We start from the raw sequence: 25479 nt of genomic DNA on the forward strand, positions 1-25479 counted from the left end.
GTTACTCCGCAGGCTGGCTTTTGGTCAGGCGCTCAACGGCCCTGACCAGCTCAGCCACGGAGCGCACCTGCATTTTCTCCATTACGCGGCGGCGATGCACTTTCACCGTGATCTCGCTGACGCCCAGCTCGGCGGCAATTTGCTTATTCAGCATGCCGCTTATCGCCAGCGTGAGCACCTCGTGTTCGCGCGGCGTGAGGGAGAGATGGCGCTGCTTCAGGGCGTAGTGCTCTTTATTGCGCTCGGCGTTGTTTTCCGCCAGCTGCAGCGCGGACTCAATGGCGTCGATAAGCGCGGTGGATTCGACGGGCTTGGTGAGAAATTCGTAAGCGCCGCCTTTTATGGCGCGCACCGACATCGGGATGGTGCCGTGGCCGGTGAGAAAGATAATCGGGATTTCACGCCCGCTGTCCTTGAGGGCATCTGCCACCTCAAAACCCGAGATGGTGGGCATCTGCATATCGAGGACCACGCACGAGGGGAGCTCTTCAAAGCGGTGCTGAAGAAACGCTTCTGCCGATGAAAAGCCGATGGCGTTTAAGTCTGCGGATTCCAGCAGCCCGATTACGGACTGTCTGACTGCGTCATCGTCATCAACCACATACACAATGTGTTCCATTCACCGCCCCGGTGCTGTTTTACATGTCGAGGATGCAAACAGCCCCCAGGAGTGACGTAAGGGACTGTTTATGCTGACTTTCATCTTAACACATTAAATATAATTATCATTTAACAATATGATAATCATATGAAGTATAGCGATCCGGGCGCGGCGGTGAAGGAACGAAACGCGTGCAACATAGGCAATGCGCATAAGCTCCCTCGTGATTTGTCGGTGAGGACTTTGATCGGTAAAACAGGCTACACTCTGGTTTTGAGCGCGACAAGCTGAGGAAATAACAATGCACTACACACTGAAAGAAAGCGACAAGGAAAAAGCGGAAGGGTCAAACGGCGCGGGCGCTCTGCAGCAAAAACTGCTGGAGTCTCGTTCGATTGTGATCTCCGGTGAGATCAACCAGGAGCTGGCGCAGAAAGTGATCACCCAGATGATCCTGCTGCAAAGCGTCAGCAACGATCCGATTAAGCTGTACATCAACAGCCAGGGCGGCCACGTGGAAGCGGGCGACACCATCCACGACTTCATCAAATTCATTCGCCCGGAAGTGCACGTGATCGGCACCGGCTGGGTCGCGAGCGCCGGGATCACCATCTTCCTGGCGGCGAAAAAAGAGCACCGCTACTCGCTGCCAAATACCCGCTTCATGATCCACCAGCCGCTGGGCGGCGTGCGCGGTCAGGCGACCGATATTGAGATCGAAGCGCGCGAGATCATCCGTATGCTGGATCGCGTGAACAAGCTGATCGCCGACGCTACCGGCCAGCCGCTGGAAAAAGTAAAAAAAGACACCGACCGCAACTTCTGGATGTCCCCGGCGGAAGCGCTGGACTACGGTATCGTGGGTAAACTGATTACCCACTATGACGAGCTGAAGCTGGATTAAGTTTTCGCGGCGTGTTTGTGTCGGGTGGCGGCTTCGCCTTACCCGACCTACACGTGCTGGTTTGACCCATGACAAGTTCCCCCTCTGCCTTCTTGCCTATAATCGCGCCTGTTTCCCTTCTCACTGGTGCTACCCATGGCGTATCAACTGAACCTGAACTGGCCGGAATTTCTTGAGAAATACTGGCAAAAGCAACCCGTTGTGCTGAAAAATGCCTTCCCGAATTTTGTCGACCCGATTACACCGGACGAGCTGGCGGGTCTGGCGATGGAGCCGGAGGTCGATAGCCGTCTGGTGAGCCATTTCAACGGTAAATGGCAGGCCAGCAATGGTCCGTTCGAGCACTTTGACGATCTGGGCGAAACCGGCTGGTCGCTGCTGGCGCAGGCGGTGAACCACTGGCATATGCCCGCGGCGGAGCTGGTGCGTCCGTTCCGCGTTCTGCCGGACTGGCGTCTGGACGATCTGATGATCTCCTTCTCCGTGCCGGGCGGCGGCGTGGGTCCGCATATCGATCAGTACGACGTGTTTATCATTCAGGGGATGGACAGCCGCCGCTGGCGCGTGGGTGACAAGCTGCCGATGCGTCAGTTCTGCCCGCATCCGGCGCTGCTGCATGTGGATCCGTTCGAGCCGATCATCGACGAAGATCTGGCGCCGGGCGATATTCTCTATATTCCGCCTGGATTCCCTCACGACGGTTTTACCCATGAAACGGCGCTTAACTACTCCGTCGGCTTCCGTGGGCCAAACGGCCGCGATCTGATCAGCAGCTTCGCCGATTATGCGCTGGAAAACGATCTGGGCGGCGAGCACTACAGCGATCCGGATCTGACCTGCCGCGAACACCCGGGCCGCGTGGAGCAGTACGAGCTCGATCGCATTCGTCAGATGATGATCGACATGATCGGCAAGCCCGATGATTTCACAAAATGGTTCGGCAGTTTTGTCTCCACGCCGCGCCACGAGCTGGATATCGCCGCCGCCGAGCCGCCGTACGCGCCGGAGGAGGTGCTGGACGCGCTGCAGGGTGGTGAAACGCTGTCTCGCCTGAGCGGCCTGCGCGTGCTGAACATCAACGGCAGCTTCTTCATCAACAGCGAACAGCTGGAGACGGTAGACGCGAAGGCGGCGGATGCGCTGTGCCGCTACACCGAACTCGGTCAGGCCGAGCTGGGCGATGCGCTGAAAAACCCGGCGTTTGTCGAGGAGCTCACCGGGCTGATTAACCAGGGGTATTGGTACTTCGACGAGTAGTGCAGCCTGTTGCCCGGTGGCGCTGCGCTTACCGGGCCTACAACGGCAAGAACGTAGGCCGGGTAAGGCGAAGCCGCCACCCGGCAAAACACTACTCCTCCATCGCAATCACAATCGCTTCACCCAGCTTTTTCAGCGCCTCGCGATGTTTCTCCGTCGGCGGCAGCGCCACGTTGATCCGCAGACAGTTGCGGTACTTCCCGGAGGCGGAAAACAGCGACCCGGCCGCGGCCTGGATCTTCAGCCGGCACAGCTGTTTGCTGACGCACACCATATCGACCTTCTCCGGCAGCTCAATCCACAGCAGGAAGCTGCCCTGCGGGCGCGTGACGCAAATCTCTGCCGGAAAATACTGCCGCACCCAGCAGGTGTAGGTTTCCATATTCTGCTGATAAATCTGGCGCATACGGCGCACGTGGCGATGGTAATGACCGTCGCGAATAAACGCCGCCACCGCCATCTGCGTGCCCGGCACGTTAAATCCGCCGGCGGCGTATTTCATGTGCATTACCCGGTCATAGTAGCGTCCCGGCACAATCCAGCCGACGCGCAGGCCCGGCGCCACGGTTTTGGTAAACGAGCTGCAGAGGATCACGCGGCCGTCGATATCCATCGAATGAATGGTGCGCGGGCGCGGGTACTCCGCCGCCAGCTCGCCGTAAATATCATCCTCGACAATCACGATATCGTGCCGCTGGGCGAGGGCCAGCACCTGCTTTTTCCGCGCCTCCGGCATGATAAACCCGAGCGGGTTATTGCAGTTGGGCACCAGGATCACCGCCTTGATTGGCCACTGCTCCATTGCCAGCTCTAGCGCTTCGATGCTGATCCCGGTTTCAGAGTCGGTGGGAATTTCAATCGCCTTGATGTCAAACCCGCGCAGCATCTGCATGGTGCCGTGAAACGACGGCGATTCCACCGCCACGATATCCCCCGGTTTGCATACCGACAGCAGGGCGATCGACAGCGCGCCGTGGCAGCCGTTGGTGATCACAATGTCGCTTGCCGAAACGGTGGAGCCGCCGTCCAGCATCAGGCGGGCGATCTGCTCGCGCAGCTCCAGACGCCCGTCAAGCACGTCATAGCTCAGCATCTCGCCAGGGTTATGCTGCGCGATGCGGCTCATCTCGCGCCACAGGGGCTTCAGGCTCGGCTGGTTAATGTCCGGCGAACCGCCGCCGAAGGAGATCATCTCTTTGTCGGCGCGGGCGTCCAGCAGCATCATCACCTCATCCCACTGGGTAACGTCCACGGGGCGCTGCACCGGGCGCGTCATCGCCGGGACGGGCGGCTGGGCTTTGCGCGGTGAGACAAAATAGCCGGAGCGCGGTTGAGGCGTGATCAGCTGGAGGTTTTCGAGGATCTGGTAGGCCTGCTGTATGGTGCTGATGCTCACGCCGTGCTCCTGACTCAGCGTGCGCACCGACGGCAGACGTTCGCCGCTGCGATACAGCCCTTGCTCAATGCGTTCAGCCAGAAGATTGGCCAGATGTTGGTAGCGTGTCATGCTGTATCCTTTGTTTTCACCATACAGATTATAAAACCAGTACAGATTGCTGCGAAAATTGCCATGCAGATACTGTTTTAGCGGATCTGTATGTTAAACAAAAGTTGTTTTTGCATCTGTATTGCACGGGTGGATTTCCGGGATGATAACCCCACTGACACAGTGAGGAGAGCATCATGGAATTCTACGAGAATCGTTCAAAACGTCCGTTTATTGTGTTTGTCTGGATCGCAAAAACGCTGCGTAACTGGTATCGCATTAACCGCACCCGCCGCATCCTGAGCCAGATGAGCGACGAGCAACTCAAGGACGTTGGGTTATCGCGATATGATGTGTGATCCACGTCGTCGCCGGGTGGCGGCTGCGCCTTACCCGGCCTACTCGATCCCGTAGGCCCGGTAAGCGTAGCGCCACCGGGCGATTTTCAGCGCAACAGCGCAAACGTCTGCCGCTTCGGCCTTTCCAGTAAATCCAGCGCCTCCTGATACGACCGCACGTTGTTATAGCCCATCACCAGCCCGTAACGTTTGCCCGACCCGCGATACCACTCCGAGAGCGCATTGACCTGCAGCTGCTGTTCCTGCCAGCAGCGCGCCACTTCCCGGTCACGGCTTCCTTTGGTCAGGAACGCCACGATATGCATCCCACCGTCGTTTTGCTCGGTGAAAAACAGATCGCCATACACCTCCTGCAGGGCGGCAATCATCCAGTCGCGGCGGGTCTGATACAGCGCGCGCATCTTTTTCAGATGACGGAAAAAATGCCCTTCGTTGAGAAACGCGGTGAGGATCTTTTGCGTCAGCACCGGTTGGCCGCTGGTGGTGATGTCCGCGCAGTCGGTAAAGGCTCCGACGGTGCTGGCGGGCATCACCACGTAGCCCATGCGCAGCGACGGCATGATGGTTTTACTGAAGGTGCCCATAAAAATCACCCGGTCGTGATGGTCGAGGCTTTTCAGCGACGGCAGCACCTTGCGGGTGTAGTGAAACTCCCCGTCGTAATCGTCTTCGATAATCCACGCCTCGTTCTGGCTGGCCCAGTCGAGAAGCTGCTGCTTACGCGGCAGGGAGAGCGTCACCGCCAGCGGGCTCTGGTGTGACGGGGTGACGATGGCAAAACGGGCGTCGCGATGGTGACGCAGCAGGTAGTCCGTGTCGATGCCGCAGCGATCGACCGGCACGGTGTGCAGGCGCGGCACGATCCGCTTGAGCAGCTGCTGGCCCATGAAATAGCCCGGATCTTCAAACACCACCTTGTCGCTGCGGCTGGCGAGGGTGTCGAGGATCAGCCGCAGGCTGCCGCTGTAGCCGCTGGTGATCAGCACCTGTTCGGCGCTGCAGGAGAGCCCGCGCGAGATGTTGAGGTAGCTGGCGATGGCCTGGCGCAGCGGATACCAGCCCAGAACGGGCGGGTTGAGCATCTCCTCCTGTCGCATGGCGCGCGTCGCCTGGCCTGCCAGCAGCAGCCATTTTTTATACGGAAAACTGTCGAGGGCGGGGATGCCGGGGCGCAGAAACCCCGCCCGCTCGCGCTGGCTGATGAGCGAGGCCGGAAGCGCTCCGGTGGGCTGCTCCGCAGGGGCACCCTTATCCGGCAGCAGTAAGTCCGGGTTAACCCGCGTGCCGCGCGCGCCCTGGCTCACCAGATACCCTTCACCCGTCAGAATGGCGTACGCCGTTTCGACGGTTTTACGCGCCACCTTCAGCTCTTCCGCCAGCACGCGAATGGCAGGCACCCTGTCGCCCGGCTTCAGCACGCCGCGCATGATGTTGTCGCGGTAGCGGGAATAAATCTCGTGATAGCCCGGCTTCATGTCCTACCTCATTTCACGCTTTTTGTATCTTTTTACTATGTCATGAACGGCGTAGATTTGCCTCATCGCACGGCATATGCCGCACAAAAAGAGGAAAGACCATGAGCACTCGCGTTAACCACCATAAAGTTACACCTGCCCTCGCCAACGCGCTGTCTGCCCTGAGCATGGAGGTAGCAAAAACCTCCATCGATCCGGCGCTGAAGCACCTGATCGACATTCGCGTGTCGCAGCTGAACGGCTGTACGTTCTGTCTGGATATGCACTCAAAAGAAGCGAAAATCGCCGGCGAGCGCGAACTGCGCCTGTACCATCTGGCGGCCTGGCGCGAGTCCCCGCTGTTCAGCGCCCGTGAAAAAGCCGCGCTGGCCTTCACCGAAGCGCTGACCCAGATTGGCGTTCACGGGGTGAGTGACGCGCTGTACCGCAGCGTGGCGGAGCACTTCTCGGACGTGGAGATTTCAGAGCTGAACTTCGCCATCGTGGCGATCAACGCCTGGAACCGTCTGGGGATCACCTCCCGCATGGCGCCCGGTTCGCTGGATGCGGCGTACGGGCTGAATAAAGCTAACCTGGAATAATTCCGCGCTCGCGGATCATCGCCACCAGCGCCCGCAGCCCTGGCGGGATGTGGCGATGGCCGGGGTAGTACAGGCGCAGCCCGGCAAACGGCTGCGTCCAGTCGTTTAAGACGCTCACCAGCTCCCCGCTTTTCAGCTCGTCCCGAATATAGAGTTCCGGTAAAAATCCCACCCCTAATCCCGCTTTCACGGCGCGGATCGAGGCAAAAAGATCGGACGTCGCAAAGCGCGGCGGCACGGCAAGCGCGTACGTTTCCCCCCGACGGGCCAGCTCCCAGCGGTAGATCCCACCGTGCGCCATACGCATGCCGATCCCCTGATGTGAAAGCAGATCGTCCGGCGTCTCGGGTATGCCGTGACGGGCGAAATAGTCCGGGGTGGCGGTGACGAGCTGGCGGATCTCACCGGTCAGCGGCACGGCGATCATGTCCTGCGGAACGGACTCTTCGAGACGGATCCCCGCGTCATAACCTTCGGCGACGATGTCGATCATCCTCGCTTCACTCACCGTTTCCACGCGCATTTTCGGGTAGCGGATCATGTAGTCGATCAGCAGCTGGTCCAGAAACAGCGTGCCGATATGGTTCGGCACGTTCAGCCGTAGCGTGCCGGCAGGTTCCCCGGTGTCACTGTGGATCTCTTCCCCAGCGAGACGGATCTCCTGCAACGCCGGGCCAATGCGCGCAACGTAGCGCTGCCCGGCGTCGGTGAGCGCCACGCTGCGGGTGGTGCGGTTGAAAAGCCGCGTCTCAAGGCGGCTCTCCAGCCCGGCGATGGCGTTACTGACCGCCGTGGCGGACATCCCCAGCTCCTGCGCTGCGCCGCGAAAGCTGCCGCGCCGCACCACCGCCATCACCACTTCCAGCTCTGTCAGACCTGAACGATGCATAGATTATCCTGAAAATCGAAACAACCTTTGCAGCATAGCGTGGATTATCGCAACGGAGAAGACGTGACAGACTGGTCTCACACAGCCTGAGGAGGGTTATATGCACACTATCGAACAGATCTTTATTAACGGCGAGTTTGTTACCCCGCACGGTACCGAACGGTTTGATTTGTACAATCCCGCGACGGCGCAGGTCATAGGCCAGGTTCGCCTGGCGGATGAGGTTGACGCTGAACGCGCTATCGCGGCGGCAAAAGCGGCGTTTCCGGCGTGGTCGCAGACCACAAAGCAGGAACGCATCGCCGCGCTGAAGCGCATGCACGCCGCCGTGGCCGCCCGTCACGATGCGCTGCTGGACGCCATTGTCGAGGAGTACGGCGCGCCCGCCTCGCGCTCGGCATGGATGGCAAGCTATCCGGCAGAGGTGATTGCTCAGGCCATCGAGGCGCTTGAGGCGTTTGAGTTTGTCACCCCAGCAGGTGCCGCAATGGTGCAGATGACGCCGCTCGGTGTGGCCGGGCTGATTACGCCGTGGAACAGCGATGCGGGGTTTATCTGCGGCAAACTGGCGGCCGCGCTGGCGGCGGGCTGCACGGCGGTCATCAAGCCGAGTGAAATGAGCGCCCTGCAAACGCAGATTGTCACCGAAGCGCTGCGCGACGCCGCACTGCCGCCGGGCGTGTTTAACATCGTCACCGGACGCGGCGAGACGGTGGGCGAAACGATTAGCCGTCATCCGGACGTCGCGAAAATCTCGTTCACCGGTTCCACGAATACCGGCAAGGCGATCCTGCGCAACGCGGCGGAAAGCTTTAAGCGCGTGACGCTGGAGTTGGGCGGTAAATCACCGACGATCCTGCTGGATGATGTGGATCTGGCGCAGGCGATCCCGCTGGTGATCCAGGCCGGGTTTATGAACAGCGGGCAGGCGTGCGTGGCTGGGACGCGCATTCTTGTGCCTTACTCGCGTAAGGAGGAGATCGAAACCGCGCTGGCGCAAGCCGTGGCGGCGGTGAAATCCGGCGATCCGCGCAACAGTGCGACAGACGTCGGCCCGATGGTCAGCGAGAAGCAGTGGCTGCGGGTGCAGGGCTATATCCGTAAAGGCCTCGAAGAGGAGGCACGCCTGCTGGCGGGCGGTGAAGGACGACCGGACGGCGCGCAGGACGGCTGGTTTGTGCGTCCGACGCTGTTTACCGACGTGAACAACCGGATGACCATTGCCCGCGACGAGATTTTCGGTCCGGTGCTGTGCGTGATCCCCTATCGTGACGAGGCGGAGGCGATCGCCATTGCCAACGACACCGACTACGGCCTGAGCGCGATGGTGCTGGGCGGCGATGTGGACCGCGCACGACGCGTGGCGCAGCAGATTGTTTCCGGCCGCGTGCTGGTGAATACCCTGGCTCATGAACCGAAAGCGCCGTTCGGTGGCTTCAGGCACTCCGGTTTGGGGCGCGAGATGGGCGAGTGGGGAATTCGGGCGTTTATGGAGCCGAGGTCGATGGTGGGTTAAAACCCGCCCGGTGGCGCTACGCTAACCGGGCCTACATGAGCCCGTAGGCCGGATAAGCGCAGCGCCATCCGGCACAACACTTCGCTCCTTGCCGAAGCATTGTGCTTTTCCCTCCTGCATTCTCTCCCCAACATCACAACGGAGAGAAAACCATGATCGCAGTCCTTTTCGAAGCCAAAGCCGCGCCTGCCCATCAGGCGCGCTATCTTCAGCTTGCTGCAGAGCTTAAGCCGCTGCTGGCGGACATCGACGGCTTTATTGATATCGAACGGTTCCAGAGCCTGACGACCGACGGCAAAATCCTCTCCCTTTCCTGGTGGCGGGATGAAGACGCCGTCCGCCGCTGGAAGCAGAACGTCTTTCATCAGGCGGCGCAGGCCGAAGGGCGTGAGTCAATTTTTGCGTACTACCGCATTCGGGTGGCGCAGGTCGTGCGGGAATATACCTCTGAAACCGGAGGGCATGCCGATGTATGACGTTCATGTCATTTTTCGCGATATCCCGGGTGAGCTGGCGCGCTTTGGACAGCTGCTGGGCCGCAACGGCGTGGGGCTGGAGGGCGGTGGCGTATTTGGTACACATGCCCATTTCCTGGTGGAAGACGGGGAAAAAGCGCGACGCGTGCTGCTCGACGCCGGGTTTATCGTGCAGGCGGTGCGAAAGCCGGTGATCAGAAAGCTTAAGCAGGAACGCCCTGGCGAGCTGGGCGAGATCGCGGCGGCACTGGCGGCACGCGGTGTGTCTATCCTGACTCAGTACAGCGACCATGCGAATCACCTTATTCTGCTGACGGATGATGATAAGCTGGCCGCAGAGATCACCGAACCCTGGGCGGCCCATGCTTAAGACGAGTTTACCCCCTGACAACAGCGCGATGCTGGAAAAGGCGATTGCCGCGGTGGCGGCTGCAATGGCCGATCCGTCGCGCGTGAAGATGCTCTGTGCGCTAATGGACGGGCGGGCGTGGACGGCCACTGAGCTGAGCGCGGCGGCAGATGTCGCACCGTCGACCGCCAGCGGGCATCTCGCCCGGCTGCTTGAAGGGCAACTGATAACCTGCCTGTCGCAAGGGCGGCATCGCTATTATCGTCTTGCCGGGCACGACGTGGCGGCGCTGGTGGAGCAGATGATGGGGCTTTCGTGGAGCCGCATTACCCCGCCGGAAACCACCGCGCCGAAAGCCATGCGTGAAGCCAGGACCTGCTATGACCATCTCGCAGGCGCGGTGGCGGTGCAGATCTATGATTTCATGCACGCGGAAGGCTGGCTGGAGGCTGACGGTTCAGCGTTGACACTCTATGGCCGGGAGCAGTTCCTGACGCTCGGCATTTCGTTAAGCGCGCATCCGCGCCGGAAGGCCTGCTGCGCCTGCCTGGACTGGAGCGAGCGGCGGTTTCACCTGGGCGGAGAAGCCGGCGCGTTGCTGCTCGACCATCTGGAAAGTAAAGGCTGGATCCAGCGGGTGGCGGGGTATCGGGAGGTGGTGGTGACGGCGTCGGGGAAGGCCGCTGTAAAGAGGCTTTTTAGCCGCTAAAAACGCCCGGTGGCGCTGCGCTTACCGGGCCTACGCGTACATCGCCTCCAGTAACACCTTTCGCAATTCCTGCGCTTTCGCCTCTCGTTTCTTGATAGTTACCCTGATAACTATTATCTTGACCGTGTGTGACGAGAGGTTTCCCCATGAGTGAAGAAGAACTGTTCTGCCGCAGGCCAATGGGCATGCGGATGGCGATGATCGTGCGCCAGTGGCGTGCCGTCATCGACGAGGCCATTCTCGATACCGGGTTAACCCAGTCGAGCTGGACGGTGATGATGCAGCTTCATCAGCTCGGGGATAACGTCTCAATGAGTGAGCTGGCGGAGGTGCAGGGCATTGAACTGCCGCCGCTGATGCGCACCCTGACACAGCTGGAAAAGCAGGGGTACCTGCTGCGCGCTGTATCGCCTTATGACAAGCGCATCCGGCTTCTGACGCTGACGCCTGAGGGAAAAGCCCTGTTACAAAGGCTCACTCAGGTCATTGAGACGTATCAGGCGCGCGTATCGCAAAACATCGCGCCGGAACATCTCGACATTTTCAGCGCCACGTTGAATCAAATCGCCTGCAATTTGCGGACAATCCGCGAAGAAGATAACAAGACCGAAAAATAATGACCCCTGAACAAAAGTTTGCCCGCTGGGTAAGGGTGAGTATTGCCTCTTTCCTGCTGATGTTTGTCTACTTTATCGTCGCGGATATCTGGATCCCGCTGACGCCGGACTCCACCGTGATGCGCGTGGTGACGCCGGTGTCTCCGCGCGTCTCCGGTTACGTGGCGGCGGTACATGTCCACAACAACAGCCAGGTGAAGAGAGGCGATCTGCTGTTTGAGCTCGATGACACGCCGTTTCGCAATAAGGTGGAAGCGGCGCAAATTGCGCTTGAGCAGGCACGCCTGTCCAACGAACAGCTGGATGCGCAGATCGCCGCCGCGCAGGCCAGCCTGAAAACCGCCGTGCTGACCGCGCGTAACGACAAAGTGACTTTTGATCGCTATCAGAAGCTGAGCACGCTGCAGAACGTCTCGCAGGCGGATCTGGATAAAGTCCGCACGACCTGGCAGAGCAGCGAACAGTCCGTCAGCTCAATTCAGGCCAACATTCAGAACCTGCGTATCCAGCGCGGCGAGCGGGACGAGCACCGCAACGTGACGCTGCAAAAATACCGTAACGCGCTGGATGAAGCAGAGCTGAACCTCGGCTGGACGAAGGTCTACGCCCAGGCGGACGGCACGGTCAGTAACCTGCAGTTGAGCCCCGGCTTCTACGCTTCATCCGGTTCCGCCGCGCTGGCGCTGGTGAACAACCAGACCGATATCGTGGCCGATTTCCGTGAGAAGAGCCTGCGCCATACCCATCAGGGCACCGATGCGGCCGTGGTGTTTGATGCCTTCCCGGGACACGTTTTCCGCGCCCACGTCACCAGCAGCGACGCGGGGATCCTGGCAGGTCAGGAGGCCGTTAACGGCCAACTCTCCGAGCCGGAAACCTCCAACCGCTGGGTGCGCGACGCCCAGCGCATGCGCATTCACGTGACGCTGGACGAGGCGCTGCCGAAGCATCTGCCGACCGGCGCCCGCGCGACCGTGCAGCTCTACAACAGCGAAGGGCCGTTTGCGCGCTTCTTCTCCGGGATGCAGATCCACCTGGTAAGCCTGCTTCACTATGTCTATTAGTACCCTGGCGCGGGTCTTTACCCCGCACGGCAACATCGTCTATACGGCAAACGACTTTCGCCAGACCCTGCGCATCGTCTTTGCCGGGATGATTGCGCTCAGCATCTCCAGTTTCTATAACACCAGCTACGGCGTCTTTTTCGTGGTCTATCCGATCATGCTGCTTTCGCTGGTGCCGGTGTTTAACCGCCACGTGGCGAAGCAGTTTATCTTCAGCGCATCGCTCAACTGCGTCGAAATGGTGATTATCATCGGCTATTTGTCGCAATGGCCGATCATCATGACGCTGGTGGTCTTTGCCCTGTACGTGATGCGCTTTCGCTTTATGAGTAAAGGCCCGCTGTTTCTGTTCGGTTCGATGGGCGTGGTGTGCCAGAGCGTGATGCTCAACTTTATGAGCTACCCCACCACCAACTGGCACACGCTGCTGTTTTCCAACATCGAAGCGAGCGTAATGGCGGTGTGCCTGAGCGCGCTGATGAACTATCTTCTGCCGGATGTGGAACCCCGCAAGCCGCCGCCGCTGATTGAGAAAGACGACGCCCGCGTGCGCCACGAGTCGCTGCTCTCCGGTACCGTCGCGACGCTGATATTCGTCGTTTTTCAGATCAGCGACTTAAGCGATTCGCTTTCGGCGCTGATGGCAGGGATTTTGATCCTGTTCCCGATGCACTATCGCGGCGCGGTGATGAGCTCCATCTGGCGCGTGGTCGGCGTGGTGCTGGGCTGTCTCTATATTCTGGTGGTGCAGCTGATCCTCTACGATCACAGCAGCCATATGCTGCTGATGATGCCGCTGATCGGCCTTGGGCTGGCGTTTGGTGCGCGACTCCACGTGATGGAGAAGGTGGGGGCGGGCGTGGGCTTCTCCAGCATCACCACCATCGGGATAATGTTCGGGCAGAACATGCACCCGGACACTGACCTGGTGTTCAGCGATCTGTACCGCATCACCTCCGTTACCTTTTCGCTGGTGGCGACGCTGACGATGGTCTTTCTGGTGCACCTGATCCTGAACCGCTTCGAGGCGACGCGCTACGTCATCGCGCAGCCCAAAGCGGATTAATGTCCCAGCACGGCAGGCAGCTGCGAGAGTAAAAACAGGATCAGGCCAATCGTCCCGCCCACCAGGGTGCCGTTGACGCGGATAAACTGCAGATCCTTGCCAATGTTCAGCTCAATCTGGCGGGACATGTCTTTGGCATCCCAGCTTTTCACCGTGTCGCTGATATGGCGTGTCAGGAACGCAGCAAAATCCGGCGCGAGGCGGTGCGCGGCCTGCTCCAGATGCTCGTTCAGCGAGGCCTGCAGGTTCGCATCGTTCGTCAGCGTTTCACCGAACCACAGCCCGGCGTTGGCGATGCGCTGCTTCACGCGCGAGTCCTCACTCTGCATATCCGCCTTCAGCCACTGGCGCAGATCGGCCCACATCTCGCCCAGATAGCGGTTAAACGCCTCATCGTTTTTCAGGTAATGCTTGATGTTGTCGGCTTTGGCCGCCATGTCCGGATCGTTTTTCAGGTTGTCGATAAGCTTCAGCGTGGCGCGGTCAAACGCCTGGCGGATCTGGTGCGTGCGGTCGTGGCTGATATCGTCCAGCAGCGTGTTGACCGCGTTCGATACCATCTCCGCACTCTGATCCCCCAGCCACTCCGTGGGTAGCACCATCGCTTTGCGGGGATGCTCGGTTTTGAGCCAGTGGACGATCTGGTCGGCGATAAAGTCCCGCGTGCTTTCCCGCTGAATCAGGGTAATCAGTCGGTTGATGATGGTGTCCAGCAGCACCTGATGGCGGTTGTTTTTGGTCATGCTCTCCAGCATTACGGCGCTGGTTTCGGTGAAATCGACCTTGTCGATGGCCTTATGCACCGCGCGTTTGAGCAGGCGCTGAATGCGTCCGTCGTCGGTCAGCTCGAGAAAACCGCTCATCACCTGCATCAGATGCAGCCCGACGCGCTGGGCGTTGTCAGCCTTGCTGAACCAGGCACCAATCATCTGGGCAGGTTCATAGCGGCGGATCAACGCCACCAGCGACTGGGTATCCAGAAACTTCTCCTGCACGAACTGGCCGAGATTGTCGCCGATCCGGTCTTTATTGCGCGGGATGATCGCCGTATGGCGGGAGATAAAGGGAATCGGCACCCGGCGGAACAGCGCGACGACCGCAAACCAGTCCGCCAGCGCGCCGACCATTGCCGCCTCGGCAATGGCCTTGACGCCGCGCACCCAAAAGGTCTGCGGCAGGAACAGGGTGGTGATAAAGGCCGCGGCGGCAACCAGCAGCAGCGACAGCGCCAGCAGCTTGGCGCGTTTGAGTTCAGCTATTTTTTCCATGGGTTAAGGATAGAGGCAAGTGAACCAAAAGTGCAAAAACTGGTTAAGGGGGAGACGCATTCTCAGTGTGAACAAATGGCGTCTATATATAAAATATATACATCTAAATTTTCCATTATTAATTTTTCTATATTTTTTGTGCTTATTTATTTTCGGACGTAATGTTTTGTGACCGTCGTAGTCATTTTAACGCTCCTGTTAGCCATAAGATAAAGGACTATTTATGAAAGGAGACGGTATTGATGACATGGGAATATAAAGTTTCGACAGGGGTATTGAATCATAATGGTGTCTTTGTCGCTAACTGCTACAGCGGTGCGGGTGAATCGAAAGATAAGCCAGAGTGTGAAAGTCAACGAAACAGAGGCCCCATTCCAAGAGGTATTTATTTTATTGCCGGGTGGAATAATCATAAAAGTGCTGAAGCCATTATTCTTGAACCTATAGCGGGGACTAATACCTTTGGTAGAGATCATTTTCAAATTCACGGTGATAAAAAAGGCCAGTCGCCAGGTTCTGCATCAGCAGGTTGCATCATTATGAACGGTCAGGACAAACGTCATATGATTTATGATTCGGGTGATACAATACTGGTGGTGCGATAATGAAGTATATTATTGCGCTATTCTTCTTGTGTTTACCGATGGGTTTATTTGCCAAAAACCACACTCCTGAACAGATCTTGCAGATGATAAACGGCAAAGGCGCCATGTCTGTTGTAGCGGAACTGGATTCAAATGATACGGGTGAGTCGGAATGGTGGAATCATGTCATACCAGAGATAAGTAAAGGAACTCAGGCATGGTTAGCCGTGGCGAGTGCCCTTGAACCCGGAGTGGACGCCAGTACGGCTGAAGATTTAAAGGCGGCGCTTTCTGAAGCCATCCCACATAACCCTGTAGGTGTCTTAGCAATCTTAAAAGACGATAAACCGTTACTCACTGTTGAACAAATTTGCGCGTTTGCGAATTTCCCCGAAACGGAGGCAGAGAGTAATAAACTTGTTGTGGATTCAATCAGGGAGATGTTCAAAATAAAAAGTCCGGAGGGTAAAAGATGTCTCGCTATTATGATCACGACTGTTGAACACTCTGTTCCATTCGATAAGGATATGTAAATGGCCATTCCGGGATATATGTCATTAACTGACGATGCGGGTAATAGCATAAAAGGCAGCGTGAAAGTTAAAGACCGTGAAAACCAGATTGAGGTTTTAGGGCTCTATCATAACGTAAGCTATAATTCTGACCTGCATAATGGCAGAGCATTGAGCAAACGCCAGCATCGTCCCTTTCTGATTGAGAAGGAAATTGATGCCTCCAGCGTTTTTCTCTATAAAGCACTCAGCACGGGCGGTACGTTCAGGAAAGCGACTATCGACCTGTACAGAATCAATGATGCCGGTCAGGAAGAAATCTATTTCACGATAACGCTGGAAGCGGTGAAGGTCGTCACGGTGTTTTCATTAATGCATGACGTGAAAGAGACTTACCATGAAAAACAGGGGCATCTTGAGCTTGTTTTGCTTCGTTATGAAAAAATTACCTGGCATTACCGTGACGGTAACGTTATTCATTCGGATGACTGGGATTATCGGTTAGGGGCATAGAAAACGGCTGATAAGATTCTTTCATATCACCCGCCACAGCACCCACCCGCCAAACCCCATCAGCACCACCCCCGTCGTGCGCTCTATCAACCACAGCGCACGGCTGAGCTTCTGTTGCACCGGCGATAGCCCCATCATCGACACCAGAGCCAGATCCCACGCCAGCACCACCATCACCATCCAGACGCCGCACGTTGCCTGCTGAAGCAGCGTCACGTCCGGCCCCAGCAATGCCGTCATCAGCGCCAGATAGAACAGCGCGTTCTTCGGGTTTAACAGCGCCGAACCGAGCCCCAGCAGGATCTGCTTGCGCAGCGAGGGGCAGTGTTGACGGGTTTCATTCAGCCTCATCGCCTGCGGTTGGCTGCGCACCAGATGCGAGCCGATCCACAGCAGATACAGCGCCCCGCAAAGCTCTATCAGCGTAAACAGCCATGCAAACTGGCGCAGCGCGCTCCAGCCGATAATCACCAGAACAATATAAAGCGCGTTACCCGCGGCGATGCCGACGCACAATCCGGCGCTGCCGCGCAGTCGGTAGCGCGCCGCGTAGCCCACCAGCAGGAAGAAGTCCGGCCCCGGGCTCAACAGCGCAACAAAATGCGCCAGCGCCAGGGCGAGAAAAGCAGAAGGGAAGAACAGTTCCATAGCAACCTCGGTTAACAATCTGAGGTCAGGCTACGGTGATGCCAACGTTATTTATTGTCTGTTATTGATCGGCCCGTGGCGTACTGGCGCGGCGTGGCGGCGGTATAGCTGACGAAGGTCTTATGAAAATGGCTCTGGTCGGCAAAGCCGCTCTGGTAGCCGACGTCGGCGATGTCGTCCCCGGCACGTAGCCGCGCTTTGGCGAACTCCACGCGGGAGATGTTGAGGAAGCTGCCCGGCGTCAGGCCGGTATCCTGCCGGAAGGTGCGGATCAGCGTCTCCTTGCGCAGCGAGAATCGTTGGGCAAGTTCGTCAAGCGAAGGCGGTGCGGCCAGGTCGGCAAGAAACGCCTGCCGCACGTGCTGACTGGTTGAGCGAAGCGCATCTGCGTTTTCCACGCAGCGGGGCAGGGCTGAAAGCAGCGTATCCACGGATACAGGCGACATCATCTCAACAATATCAAGGTAGCGCTTAAACAGCGTAGGGTCGCGAATCACCTGGAGCGCCAGAGGAATATCGGTGTCGATATAGAGCATATGGTAGCTGCGCGGTTGCCCGGCGACGGGGTTGCAGCTGTGCGGCGCAGAGGCCGGGATCACAATGAGGTCCCCGGGGTTAAGGATGTATTCTTTGTCATGACAAATGCAGCAGGTCTGGCCTTCCATAATCGCGCCGATAGAGAGCTGAGGGTGACTGTGGCGTTTGTACGCCTGCGTGCTCTGCCACGTGCTGCGCAGCTCAAGGCCTGAGGCGCGGTGAAAAGTCTGCCGGATGTGTCGGGTAACGGTCATATGCCCTCCTTCTGGACGTTTTTTATACCACGTCAGCGAACCGTCTGGCAGCGCTTCATTAAGAACCTTCCGGATATACCCAACTTTACGTCCACGGCCAGTCATGTTGACTACCCTTAATACCCTAAGCGGTAAAACAAGGAGATTCGACATGGCTTATCAGACAGTAAATCCTGCCACTAACCAGCTCATCAAAGAATACCCCTCACATACCGACGCGGATATCGAAGCGGCACTGAAGGCGGCCGATGCGCTTTACCATTCGGACTGGGCGAAAGGCGACATCAGCCAGCGCCTGCCGGTGCTGCATAAGCTTGCCGATCTGATCGACGAGCGCACCGAGGATCTGGCGAAAATCGCCAGCCAGGAGATGGGTAAGCTCATCGAACAGAGCCGCGGCGAAGTGAAGCTGTGCGCGCAGATTGCCCGCTATTACGCTGACAACGCGAAGCAGTTCCTGGCCCCGGTGAAGTATCAATCCGAACTCGGGGAAGCGTGGGTGGAGCACCACCCCATCGGCGTGCTGATGGCCGTTGAGCCGTGGAACTTCCCGTATTACCAACTGATGCGCGTCCTGGCACCAAACCTGGCGGCGGGCAACCCGGTGATCGCCAAGCATGCCAGCATCGTGCCGCACTGCGCCGAGACCTTTGCCCACCTGGTGCGCGAGGCGGGGGCGCCGGAAGGGGCATGGACTAACCTGTTTATTTCGTCCGAGCAGGTGGCAAACATCATTGCCGACGATCGCGTGCAGGGTGCCGCATTAACCGGCTCCGAAAAAGCCGGTAGCGTGGTGGCCGCACAGGCGGCGAAGCACATCAAGAAATCTACCCTTGAACTGGGCGGTAACGACGTGTTCGTGGTGCTGGACGATGCGGACCTGGACAAAGCCGTCAAGACTGGCGTGAATGCGCGTCTCAACAACGCCGGGCAGGTCTGTACCGCGGCGAAGCGCTTTATCCTGCATGAAAAGATCGCGGATGCCTTCCTGAGCAAATTCACCGAGGCGTTTAAGCAGGTGAAGATTGGCGATCCGCTAGACGAAAGCACCACGCTGGGGCCGCTGTCGTCGAAAGATGCGCTTGAAACGTTGACCAAACAGGTTAACGAGGCGGTGAAAAACGGCGCGACGCTGCACTATGGCGGCAAGCCGGTGCAGCGCGACGGGAGCTTTTTTGAACCGACGATCCTGACGAACATCTCGCGCGACAACCCGGCGTACTTTGAAGAGTTCTTCGGCCCGGTAGCACAGATGTACGTGGTGAAAAACGACGACGAGGCAGTCGCGCTGGCGAACGACTCCCACTACGGCCTGGGCGGGGCGGTATTCAGTCAGGATATCGAGCGTGCGAAGAAAATGGCGTCGCGGATCGAGACCGGGATGGTGTACATCAACTGGCTTACCGATACCGCGCCAGAACTGCCGTTCGGCGGCGTGAAGCGCTCCGGTTACGGACGCGAGCTGTCGGATCTGGGGATCAAAGAGTTTGTGAACCAGAAGCTGGTGGTGGTGCGTCAGTAAGAGATCATAAAAAAACCTGCCAGCCGGCAGGTTTTTTTAAGGTGATTATTGCACTTCGATCTTGTCCCAGCCGCTTTTAAACATGCAGCTGTCAACCAGCGTATCCCGGCGATATTCATTCGCATCTTCAACCGTGTAGCTCGTGGAAATATCCTTTTTCTTTTTCGATTTGTCCGTTTTTTCCGAGCTCGAACCGGTAACCACGTTATCCGGGGGAAGATCGATCAGTGCCTGCGCTTCGCATTCCGTGAGCTTTTTATTCATTTCCGCGTCGCTGACGCCCGGTTTCACCCATTTGTACTGGACGCAGCCGGTGAGCATCAGCGTGAGGCTCAGAACGCAAAGCGCGGTCATGCGGTGTTTCATCAGAAGGTGACTCCACCGCCTACATATGCGCCGTCAATCAGCGTGTGGTTCGGACGACCGTCTTTACCATCAACGCTCACGTGGCGGTAGCCCACTTTCAGGGTCACCGGCGCGATCGGCGTCCAGCTTACGCCACCGTTGGCTTCCACGTAGTTTTTCACGCTGTTGTTCAGCCCTTCTGGCGCCACGTAGCCTTCACCGTACACGTGGATGCTGTCGGTCAGGGCAACGTTTACGCCGCCGCCGATCGGGAACGCCACGCCGTTATCGCCTTTTTTCGGGCCGATGTAGATGGCTTTGGCACCCGCATTCAGCATTACCGGGCCCACTTCCAGGTTGTAGCCTGCGCCCACGCCGCCGGTCTGGGTACCGTCATCGGTGTTTTTAAGCCAGTTGCTTTCGGCATACAGGCCGGATGAGGATTTCCCCATTTCCAGGTTGAGGTTGGTAAAGTTTTTACCCTGCTCAATGCTGCCACCCATTGCCAGAGCTGAACCCGAGAGGGCGGTCAGAGCAGAAAGAAGAAGGATATTCAGTTTTTTCATGTTTTATGCCTCGTCATTAAATTCATCTGGGGGCACCTTAACAAGCGATGTTTATGACTGCAAATGTGATGAAGGTCGCTGTTTTATACTGATATTGTTAACTTTTTTATTTGAAATGTTGCATCGATGTTTGATTGTCGAGGTGTCAATGCGTGATGTTTGGACGTTTAGGCATCGTTTAATTTTTTGACTAAACATAAACTGAACGAGGAAGGGATAGTGATTAGAGGCGAATTAATTGAGTTTCTAATAATTTCCAAAAGTATTTCAGATGACACACAATACAACATAAACTTACATTTCCGGGCAATGAATATACGTTCACTCACCCATGCCGATTGCCTTTCCATGTCATTTTTCTGACACGTTTATTCTTTACGTTGTTGGCTTCACTTACTGGATGCTAACAATATGAAAAGAAAAATTATTCCTGTGCTTATCGGTTGTGCGCTCTCTTTCTCTGGCCTGGCGGCACAGCCTACCGCTGAGCGCTATGTCGTCAGCTTCCCTGAGGGCTCCCATGTGAAATACAGCGGCGCGTTTGCCGATGCGTTTCCGAATGGGCTCCCGGTGGGGATTGGTTCTGGCCTGCTGTTTACGGGCAAGCAGGGCGATGCCCTGACGTTTGCGACCGTGACCGATCGCGGTCCCAACGCCGATGCGCCAAAAATGGGTAAAAACGAAGCCAAAATATTTGTCACGCCAGATTTCGCGCCGCTGCTGATGACCATCCGCGTCCAGAACGGCAAAGCGGAGGCGGTTGATGCCCGCCCGCTGCATGACGATAAAGGTGAGATTAATGGTCTGCCGCTGCAAAGCGGCGTGATTGGTTCCACCAATGAAGTGGCGTTCAGCGATACCTTAAAGACGCTCAAGGGTGACAACCGCGGACTGGATACGGAAGGCATCACGCCGGACGGCAAAGGCGGCTACTGGCTGTGCGACGAGTACGGCCCGTTCCTGATTAACGTCGACAGCAAAGGCAAAATCCTTGCGATCCACGGGCCGCAGGCCGCGGAAGGGGAAAAATCTATCGCGGGCGGTCTGCCAAACATCATCAAATGGCGCCAGCCCAACCGGGGCTTTGAAGGCCTGACCCGGATGCCGGACGGACGGATTATCGCCGCGGTGCAAAGCACGCTGGACATCGACGGTAAGAGCAAAAAGCAGGCGCTGTTCACCCGTCTGGTGAGCTTTGACCCGGCGACCGGCAAAACCGCAATGTACGGTTACCCTATCGACAGCGCGGCCTACGACAAAAATAGCGACGCCAAAATCGGCGACATCGTGGCGCTCGATAATCAGCACATCCTGCTGATTGAGCAGGGAAGCGATAAAAACGACGTAATGCGTAACCTGATTTACAAGGTGGATCTCAGCAAGGCGAGCGATCTTTCCGCCTTTGACAAGCCGGGCGAGTACCCAGAGTTTGATGATGAGAAAACCCTGGCGCAGCGCGGCATTACCCTTGCGTCAAAAACGCAGGTGGTCGATCTCCGCGCGCTGGGCTGGCAGCAGGAGAAGGCTGAAGGGCTGGCGCTGATCGACAGCAAAACGCTTGCGGTGGCGAACGATAACGATTTTGGCGTGAAGGTCGCGATGCAAAACCCGGTCGAGGGCAAGAAGCTCAAGGATTACCGGGTAAACGCGGAAGGCAAGCTGACGCTGGATGATAAACCGGTGGAAACCACGCTCAGCGTGAAGCCGCTGAAGAAGCCGGAGTCCGACAGCGAGCTGTGGATTGTGACGCTGCCGGAGGCGGTGAAATAAGTTTACCGCTCACCCCTCTCCCCACAGGGGAGAGGGGATTGTTCGGATCGCATAGTTAAGCGGGGAGGCTATTTCTTCAGACCCGCAAACGCCGCCCGAATCTCCTCTTCCGGCAGCTGTATACCAATAAACACCATCACGCTGTGCGGCGGTTCATCGCCCCACGGTCGGTCCCAGTCGGCGCTGTACAGGCGCTGCACGCCCTGGAACAGCAGGCGGTTGGGCTCGCCGTCAATCCACAGCATCCCCTTGTAGCGCAGCAGCTTGTCGGCAAACGACAGCAGCAGGTTCTCCATTACGCGGGAGACTTCGCTGATATCCACCGGATAATCCAGCTCCACCACAATTGACGCCACGTCGTTTTGCTTGTCTCCCATAAAGTGGAAGCGCGGTTTCGCGGTGACATTCTCCTCCAGCATAAAGCCGTTGGTGTTGAACAGCTGAGACAGGTCGATATCGCCGTGCGTCACCGTGTAAATTGGCGCGCGGGAGTTGATGCGCGTCAGGCGCTCGCGAAGCTTAACGCTTTCGCCCGCCACGTCGGTTTTGGTCAGCAGGATGCGGTCGGCGTAGCCCACCTGAGACTGGGCGATGGTGAACTGGTTCATCTGCTCGTCCGCGTGGACCGCATCGACCAGGGCAATGACGCCGTCCAGCAGGTAGCGCTGGCAGAGGATTTCGTGAGAGAAAAAGGTCTGAATAATCGGGCCGGGGTCAGCCATGCCGGTGCACTCGATCACCAGACGGTCAAAGTCGATTTCACCGCGATCGCGGCTGTCGAGCAGGTCCAGCAGGGCGTCTTCCAGCTCGTTAGAGCGGGTGCAGCAGATGCAGCCGTTGGTCAGGGTTTTGATCTGCGTGGCGCGATCGCCAATCAGCTGGTCGTCTACGGAGACTTCGCCAAATTCGTTTTCGATGACGGCGATTTTGAAGCCGTGCTGCTCGTTCAGAATGTGGCGCAGCAGGGTGGTTTTACCGGCGCCGAGGAAACCGGTCAGCAGGGTAACGGCAATCGGGGTCATGGTCTCTCCTTTAGCAGCAGCGGACGCCGCCTTCTCCACTTCCGCCGTAGCGCGCTTCCTGACGCTCGCGGAAGAATTCGGTGTAGGTCATGTACGGCTTATCCGGATGGTTGGTCTTCATATGCTCAACGTAGTTGTCATAGTCCGGAATGCCAATCAGCATTTTCGCCGCCTGACCGAGGTATTTTTTTGCTTCGCCTAAGTTACCAAACATAACGTGTCCTGATAAGAGAAAGCCCGGTGGCGCGCAGCGATCCGGGCCTACAGTACCGTTGTAGGGCGGGTCAGCGCAGCGCCACCCGCCATTGTTTTAGTGGTGTGAAGAGGTCTTCACGCCGCCTTCCGGCACCGGCACGTACGGGGTTTCTTTATCCGTGCGGCCTTCAGCGTTACGCACTTTCAACCAGGTGTTGATGCCGTAGAAGATAATGCTGTACACCACCACCAGGAACAGAATGCTCAGACCCGCGTTGGTGTAGTTGTTCACCACGATATGGTTCATGTTGGCAATCTGCTGTGCAGTCAGGTCTGCGCCGCCTGCGGCAATCTTCTCTTTATACTGGTTAGCCATGAAGAAGAAGCCTTCCAGCTGCGGGTTGGCGCTGAACAGCTTCAGGCCAAGCGCCCAGGTGGTGCAGAGCAGCAGCCACAGCGCAGGCACCACGGTGACCCAGATGTATTTGGTGCGCTTCATCTTCACCAGTACCACGGTGCCGAGCACCAGCGCCACGGCAGCCAGCATCTGGTTAGAGATACCGAACAGCGGCCACAGGCTCTTCACGCCGCCGAGCGGGTCGACAACGCCCTGATACAGCAGGTAGCCCCACAGGCCGACGCAGCCCGCCGTACCCAGAATGCCCGCCACCAGAGAGTCGGTTTTCTTCAGGAACGGCACGAAGTTACCGAGCAGGTCCTGCAGCATGAAGCGGCCCGCACGGGTACCGGCGTCCAGCGCGGTCAGGATGAACAGCGCTTCGAACAGAATACCGAAGTGGTACCAGAAGCCCATGTCCGCCCACGGCAGCACTTTGTGGAACACGTGTGCGATACCGACGGCCAGCGTCGGTGCGCCACCGGCGCGGTTCAGCACGGACGGTTCGCCGATGTCTTTCGCGGTCTGCATGATCTGCTCAGGCGAAATCACGAAGCCCCAGGAGCTGACGGTCGCCGCCGCGTGTGCGCTGGCGTCTTTCAACTGCGCCATAATCAGCGCCGCGTTGTCGCCGCCCATCTCATGCAGGTTAGGCATAGTGATGCCGAGACCCGCCGGTGGGGTGTTCATCGCAAAGTACAGACCCGGTTCGATGATGGACGCGGCAACCAGCGCCATGATCGCTACGAAGGACTCCATCAGCATCGCGCCGTAGCCGATCAGACGTGCGTCTTTCTCGTTCGCCAGCAGCTTAGGCGTGGTACCGGAGGAGATCAGGGCGTGGAAGCCGGAGACCGCACCGCAGGCAATGGTGATGAACAGGAACGGGAACAGAGCGCCTTTCCACAGCGGACCGGTACCGTCGATGTACTGCGTTACCGCAGGCATTTTCAGATCCGGGTTGATCAGCAGGATGCCGATCGCCAGACCGACGATAACGCCGATTTTAAGGAAGGTGGCCAGGTAGTCACGCGGGGCCAGAATCAGCCAGACCGGCAGCAGCGCGGAGATAAACGCATAGCCAATCAGCGCGAAGGTAATGGTGGTGTCCTTGAAGGTCAGCGCCGGGCCCCAGTACGGGTCGTGCGCAATCACGCCGCCGAAGTAGATGGAGGCGACCAGCAGCACGATACCAATCACCGACACTTCGCCCACGCGTCCCGGACGCAGGAATCGCATGTAGATCCCCATGAACAGCGCAATCGGTACGGTAGAGCAGACGGTGAAGACACCCCACGGGCTTTCGGCCAGCGCTTTCACCACGATCAGGGCCAGCACCGCAAGGATGATGATCATGATCAGGAAGCAGCCGAACAGGGCGATAGTCCCCGGCACGCGGCCCATCTCCTCTTTGACCATCTCACCCAGAGAGGCGCCGTTACGGCGAGAAGAGATAAACAGCACCATAAAGTCCTGCACCGCACCCGCCAGCACCACGCCCGCCAGCAGCCAGAGCGTACCCGGCAGGTAGCCCATCTGCGCGGCCAGTACCGGGCCGACCAGCGGGCCCGCACCGGCGATCGCGGCAAAGTGGTGACCAAACAGCACGTAGCGGTTGGTTGGCACGTAGTTCAGGCCGTCATTGTTAATGACCGCCGGGGTGGCACGCGTCGGGTCGAGCTTCATGACCTTCTGCGCGATGTATAAGCTGTAGTAGCGATAAGCCACAAGATAGACGGAAACCGACGCGACCACGATCCACAGGGCGCTTACGTGTTCGCCCCGGCGTAATGCGACAACCGCCAGACAAAAAGCGCCGAGGATCCCGAGTAAGGCCCAGGGCACGTGCTTCAGTAGTTTTTTAGTATCCATAGTAAGACCTGGTTTTTTATGTAAAGAAAAAAGGGTCAGGGTTCGTTGTGAGGAGGTATTGATTAATGCTGGAGCGATCGTGCCAGATCAACGCGCGCGTAAAGGACGGTAAATGAATGAGTGGT

General features: G+C 57.9%; 28 protein-coding genes. 16 read left to right on the forward strand and 12 right to left on the reverse strand.

The window, feature by feature from the left end:
- Position 1: 1 nt before the first annotated feature.
- Complete coding sequence (locus tag V1572_RS05610; RefSeq protein ID WP_048028672.1) at positions 2–619, reverse strand: response regulator transcription factor; 618 nt, start codon at positions 617–619, stop codon at positions 2–4.
- 283 nt (positions 620–902) lie between these two features.
- On the opposite strand from V1572_RS05610, the gene V1572_RS05615 reads away from it, so the two are divergent.
- Positions 903–1505 (forward strand): ATP-dependent Clp protease proteolytic subunit, encoded by a 603-nt coding sequence (locus V1572_RS05615; RefSeq protein WP_024909504.1) that lies wholly within the window; start codon positions 903–905, stop codon positions 1503–1505.
- Between the two features lie 135 nt (positions 1506–1640).
- Complete coding sequence (locus V1572_RS05620) at positions 1641–2762, forward strand: JmjC domain-containing protein (protein WP_395299770.1); 1122 nt, start codon at positions 1641–1643, stop codon at positions 2760–2762.
- Positions 2763–2853: 91 nt separating this feature from the next.
- Here V1572_RS05620 and V1572_RS05625 read toward each other — a convergent pair whose 3' ends face one another.
- Positions 2854–4269, reverse strand: coding sequence for a PLP-dependent aminotransferase family protein (locus V1572_RS05625; RefSeq protein WP_111967172.1), 1416 nt, complete (start codon positions 4267–4269; stop codon positions 2854–2856).
- Positions 4270–4445: 176 nt separating this feature from the next.
- On the opposite strand from V1572_RS05625, the gene V1572_RS05630 reads away from it, so the two are divergent.
- On the forward strand, positions 4446–4607 hold the full coding sequence (locus V1572_RS05630; protein WP_022650337.1) for a DUF1127 domain-containing protein: 162 nt from the start codon (positions 4446–4448) through the stop codon (positions 4605–4607).
- 86 nt (positions 4608–4693) lie between these two features.
- On the opposite strand, the gene V1572_RS05635 is transcribed toward V1572_RS05630, so the two are convergent.
- On the reverse strand, positions 4694–6082 hold the full coding sequence (locus tag V1572_RS05635; RefSeq protein WP_252077618.1) for a PLP-dependent aminotransferase family protein: 1389 nt from the start codon (positions 6080–6082) through the stop codon (positions 4694–4696).
- 101 nt (positions 6083–6183) lie between these two features.
- On the opposite strand from V1572_RS05635, the gene V1572_RS05640 reads away from it, so the two are divergent.
- Positions 6184–6663 (forward strand): carboxymuconolactone decarboxylase family protein, encoded by a 480-nt coding sequence (locus V1572_RS05640; RefSeq protein ID WP_014882392.1) that lies wholly within the window; start codon positions 6184–6186, stop codon positions 6661–6663.
- Here V1572_RS05640 and V1572_RS05645 read toward each other — a convergent pair.
- On the reverse strand, positions 6650–7552 hold the full coding sequence (locus V1572_RS05645) for a LysR family transcriptional regulator (RefSeq protein WP_223539968.1): 903 nt from the start codon (positions 7550–7552) through the stop codon (positions 6650–6652). The two genes, V1572_RS05640 and V1572_RS05645, sit on opposite strands and share 14 nt — an antisense overlap.
- Before the next feature lie 100 nt (positions 7553–7652).
- Between V1572_RS05645 and V1572_RS05650 the strand changes: the two genes are divergently transcribed.
- From V1572_RS05650 to V1572_RS05680, 7 genes are all read left to right on the forward strand, one after another.
- Positions 7653–9068, forward strand: coding sequence for an aldehyde dehydrogenase family protein (locus tag V1572_RS05650; protein ID WP_395299771.1), 1416 nt, complete (start codon positions 7653–7655; stop codon positions 9066–9068).
- A 152-nt stretch (positions 9069–9220) separates the two neighbouring features.
- The gene (locus tag V1572_RS05655) at positions 9221–9544 is read left to right on the forward strand and encodes an antibiotic biosynthesis monooxygenase family protein (RefSeq protein ID WP_126534234.1); all 324 of its coding nucleotides are present in this window, start codon (positions 9221–9223) and stop codon (positions 9542–9544) included.
- Positions 9537–9914 (forward strand): amino acid-binding protein, encoded by a 378-nt coding sequence (locus V1572_RS05660; protein ID WP_196347042.1) that lies wholly within the window; start codon positions 9537–9539, stop codon positions 9912–9914. Before V1572_RS05655 ends, V1572_RS05660 begins: the two co-directional genes overlap by 8 nt.
- Positions 9907–10602 (forward strand): helix-turn-helix transcriptional regulator, encoded by a 696-nt coding sequence (locus V1572_RS05665; RefSeq protein WP_126534236.1) that lies wholly within the window; start codon positions 9907–9909, stop codon positions 10600–10602. Before V1572_RS05660 ends, V1572_RS05665 begins: the two co-directional genes overlap by 8 nt.
- Positions 10603–10748: 146 nt before the next feature.
- Complete coding sequence (locus tag V1572_RS05670; protein ID WP_024908312.1) at positions 10749–11219, forward strand: MarR family winged helix-turn-helix transcriptional regulator; 471 nt, start codon at positions 10749–10751, stop codon at positions 11217–11219.
- Positions 11216–12283 carry an HlyD family secretion protein gene (locus V1572_RS05675; RefSeq protein ID WP_090393039.1) on the forward strand — a complete coding sequence of 356 codons (1068 nt, stop codon included), beginning with the start codon at positions 11216–11218 and terminating at the stop codon, positions 12281–12283. Before V1572_RS05670 ends, V1572_RS05675 begins: the two co-directional genes overlap by 4 nt.
- Positions 12273–13349 (forward strand): DUF2955 domain-containing protein, encoded by a 1077-nt coding sequence (locus tag V1572_RS05680; protein ID WP_395299772.1) that lies wholly within the window; start codon positions 12273–12275, stop codon positions 13347–13349. Before V1572_RS05675 ends, V1572_RS05680 begins: the two co-directional genes overlap by 11 nt.
- Here the strand turns inward: V1572_RS05680 and V1572_RS05685 are convergent.
- A complete protein-coding gene (locus tag V1572_RS05685; RefSeq protein ID WP_063622629.1) occupies positions 13346–14617 on the reverse strand; it encodes a DUF445 domain-containing protein in 1272 nt (423 codons plus the stop codon). The genes V1572_RS05680 and V1572_RS05685 overlap by 4 nt on opposite strands.
- A 242-nt stretch (positions 14618–14859) precedes the next feature.
- On the opposite strand from V1572_RS05685, the gene V1572_RS05690 reads away from it, so the two are divergent.
- The 3 genes from V1572_RS05690 to tssD are packed head-to-tail and all read left to right on the forward strand — an operon-like array spanning position 14860 to position 16226.
- Positions 14860–15222, forward strand: coding sequence for a tlde1 domain-containing protein (locus V1572_RS05690; protein WP_395299773.1), 363 nt, complete (start codon positions 14860–14862; stop codon positions 15220–15222).
- Positions 15222–15734 (forward strand): hypothetical protein, encoded by a 513-nt coding sequence (locus V1572_RS05695; protein WP_196352446.1) that lies wholly within the window; start codon positions 15222–15224, stop codon positions 15732–15734. The genes V1572_RS05690 and V1572_RS05695 overlap by 1 nt, the downstream gene beginning before the upstream one ends.
- Entirely contained in the window at positions 15735–16226 is a 492-nt protein-coding gene (tssD, locus tag V1572_RS05700; RefSeq protein ID WP_047072552.1) for a type VI secretion system tube protein TssD, read from the forward strand. It abuts the gene before it with no gap.
- Between the two features lie 21 nt (positions 16227–16247).
- Here tssD and V1572_RS05705 read toward each other — a convergent pair whose 3' ends face one another.
- Positions 16248–16874, reverse strand: a complete 627-nt coding sequence (locus tag V1572_RS05705; protein WP_395299774.1) for a LysE family translocator — start codon at positions 16872–16874, stop codon at positions 16248–16250.
- Positions 16875–16921: 47 nt separating this feature from the next.
- Positions 16922–17665: an AraC family transcriptional regulator gene (locus tag V1572_RS05710; RefSeq protein ID WP_395299775.1), complete on the reverse strand. Its 744-nt coding sequence runs from the start codon at positions 17663–17665 to the stop codon at positions 16922–16924.
- Between the two features lie 151 nt (positions 17666–17816).
- Here V1572_RS05710 and V1572_RS05715 point away from each other — a divergent pair, with 151 nt between their 5' ends.
- On the forward strand, positions 17817–19187 hold the full coding sequence (locus V1572_RS05715; RefSeq protein WP_126287586.1) for an NAD-dependent succinate-semialdehyde dehydrogenase: 1371 nt from the start codon (positions 17817–17819) through the stop codon (positions 19185–19187).
- 45 nt (positions 19188–19232) lie between these two features.
- Here the strand turns inward: V1572_RS05715 and V1572_RS05720 are convergent, their stop codons facing one another.
- Together V1572_RS05720 and V1572_RS05725 are read right to left on the reverse strand one after the other, a co-directional pair.
- Positions 19233–19553 (reverse strand): hypothetical protein, encoded by a 321-nt coding sequence (locus V1572_RS05720; RefSeq protein WP_008501314.1) that lies wholly within the window; start codon positions 19551–19553, stop codon positions 19233–19235.
- Complete coding sequence (locus V1572_RS05725; RefSeq protein WP_047746519.1) at positions 19553–20098, reverse strand: YfaZ family outer membrane protein; 546 nt, start codon at positions 20096–20098, stop codon at positions 19553–19555. The genes V1572_RS05720 and V1572_RS05725 overlap by 1 nt, the downstream gene beginning before the upstream one ends.
- Positions 20099–20509: 411 nt before the next feature.
- Between V1572_RS05725 and V1572_RS05730 the strand changes: the two genes are divergently transcribed.
- Positions 20510–21868 carry an esterase-like activity of phytase family protein gene (locus V1572_RS05730; protein ID WP_325819197.1) on the forward strand — a complete coding sequence of 453 codons (1359 nt, stop codon included), beginning with the start codon at positions 20510–20512 and terminating at the stop codon, positions 21866–21868.
- A 68-nt stretch (positions 21869–21936) separates the two neighbouring features.
- Here V1572_RS05730 and yjiA read toward each other — a convergent pair whose 3' ends face one another.
- The 3 genes from yjiA to V1572_RS05745 form a co-directional block, all read right to left on the reverse strand.
- Positions 21937–22890: a GTPase gene (gene yjiA / locus V1572_RS05735; protein ID WP_063622614.1), complete on the reverse strand. Its 954-nt coding sequence runs from the start codon at positions 22888–22890 to the stop codon at positions 21937–21939.
- Between the two features lie 10 nt (positions 22891–22900).
- Entirely contained in the window at positions 22901–23104 is a 204-nt protein-coding gene (locus tag V1572_RS05740) for a YbdD/YjiX family protein (RefSeq protein ID WP_003856610.1), read from the reverse strand.
- Between the two features lie 96 nt (positions 23105–23200).
- Positions 23201–25354 (reverse strand): carbon starvation CstA family protein, encoded by a 2154-nt coding sequence (locus V1572_RS05745; protein ID WP_223539976.1) that lies wholly within the window; start codon positions 25352–25354, stop codon positions 23201–23203.
- Positions 25355–25479: the final 125 nt, after the last annotated feature.

Origin of the sequence: Enterobacter quasiroggenkampii (assembly GCF_043972695.1) — a bacterium.
Classification (GTDB): domain Bacteria; phylum Pseudomonadota; class Gammaproteobacteria; order Enterobacterales; family Enterobacteriaceae; genus Enterobacter; species Enterobacter quasiroggenkampii.

Bases quoted from the DNA above. Each gene is read 5' to 3' on its own strand.
- V1572_RS05610 (WP_048028672.1), bottom strand. From the start codon at position 619: ATGGAACACATTGTGTATGTGGTTGATGACGATGACGCAGTCAGACAG.
- V1572_RS05615 (WP_024909504.1), top strand. From the start codon at position 903: ATGCACTACACACTGAAAGAAAGCGACAAGGAAAAAGCGGAAGGGTCA.
- V1572_RS05620 (WP_395299770.1), top strand. From the start codon at position 1,641: ATGGCGTATCAACTGAACCTGAACTGGCCGGAATTTCTTGAGAAATAC.
- V1572_RS05625 (WP_111967172.1), bottom strand. From the start codon at position 4,269: ATGACACGCTACCAACATCTGGCCAATCTTCTGGCTGAACGCATTGAG.
- V1572_RS05630 (WP_022650337.1), top strand. From the start codon at position 4,446: ATGGAATTCTACGAGAATCGTTCAAAACGTCCGTTTATTGTGTTTGTC.
- V1572_RS05635 (WP_252077618.1), bottom strand. From the start codon at position 6,082: ATGAAGCCGGGCTATCACGAGATTTATTCCCGCTACCGCGACAACATC.
- V1572_RS05640 (WP_014882392.1), top strand. From the start codon at position 6,184: ATGAGCACTCGCGTTAACCACCATAAAGTTACACCTGCCCTCGCCAAC.
- V1572_RS05645 (WP_223539968.1), bottom strand. From the start codon at position 7,552: ATGCATCGTTCAGGTCTGACAGAGCTGGAAGTGGTGATGGCGGTGGTG.
- V1572_RS05650 (WP_395299771.1), top strand. From the start codon at position 7,653: ATGCACACTATCGAACAGATCTTTATTAACGGCGAGTTTGTTACCCCG.
- V1572_RS05655 (WP_126534234.1), top strand. From the start codon at position 9,221: ATGATCGCAGTCCTTTTCGAAGCCAAAGCCGCGCCTGCCCATCAGGCG.
- V1572_RS05660 (WP_196347042.1), top strand. From the start codon at position 9,537: ATGTATGACGTTCATGTCATTTTTCGCGATATCCCGGGTGAGCTGGCG.
- V1572_RS05665 (WP_126534236.1), top strand. From the start codon at position 9,907: ATGCTTAAGACGAGTTTACCCCCTGACAACAGCGCGATGCTGGAAAAG.
- V1572_RS05670 (WP_024908312.1), top strand. From the start codon at position 10,749: ATGAGTGAAGAAGAACTGTTCTGCCGCAGGCCAATGGGCATGCGGATG.
- V1572_RS05680 (WP_395299772.1), top strand. From the start codon at position 12,273: ATGTCTATTAGTACCCTGGCGCGGGTCTTTACCCCGCACGGCAACATC.
- V1572_RS05685 (WP_063622629.1), bottom strand. From the start codon at position 14,617: ATGGAAAAAATAGCTGAACTCAAACGCGCCAAGCTGCTGGCGCTGTCG.
- V1572_RS05690 (WP_395299773.1), top strand. From the start codon at position 14,860: ATGACATGGGAATATAAAGTTTCGACAGGGGTATTGAATCATAATGGT.
- V1572_RS05695 (WP_196352446.1), top strand. From the start codon at position 15,222: ATGAAGTATATTATTGCGCTATTCTTCTTGTGTTTACCGATGGGTTTA.
- tssD (WP_047072552.1), top strand. From the start codon at position 15,735: ATGGCCATTCCGGGATATATGTCATTAACTGACGATGCGGGTAATAGC.
- V1572_RS05705 (WP_395299774.1), bottom strand. From the start codon at position 16,874: ATGGAACTGTTCTTCCCTTCTGCTTTTCTCGCCCTGGCGCTGGCGCAT.
- V1572_RS05710 (WP_395299775.1), bottom strand. From the start codon at position 17,665: ATGACCGTTACCCGACACATCCGGCAGACTTTTCACCGCGCCTCAGGC.
- V1572_RS05715 (WP_126287586.1), top strand. From the start codon at position 17,817: ATGGCTTATCAGACAGTAAATCCTGCCACTAACCAGCTCATCAAAGAA.
- V1572_RS05720 (WP_008501314.1), bottom strand. From the start codon at position 19,553: ATGAAACACCGCATGACCGCGCTTTGCGTTCTGAGCCTCACGCTGATG.
- V1572_RS05725 (WP_047746519.1), bottom strand. From the start codon at position 20,098: ATGAAAAAACTGAATATCCTTCTTCTTTCTGCTCTGACCGCCCTCTCG.
- V1572_RS05730 (WP_325819197.1), top strand. From the start codon at position 20,510: ATGAAAAGAAAAATTATTCCTGTGCTTATCGGTTGTGCGCTCTCTTTC.
- yjiA (WP_063622614.1), bottom strand. From the start codon at position 22,890: ATGACCCCGATTGCCGTTACCCTGCTGACCGGTTTCCTCGGCGCCGGT.
- V1572_RS05740 (WP_003856610.1), bottom strand. From the start codon at position 23,104: ATGTTTGGTAACTTAGGCGAAGCAAAAAAATACCTCGGTCAGGCGGCG.
- V1572_RS05745 (WP_223539976.1), bottom strand. From the start codon at position 25,354: ATGGATACTAAAAAACTACTGAAGCACGTGCCCTGGGCCTTACTCGGG.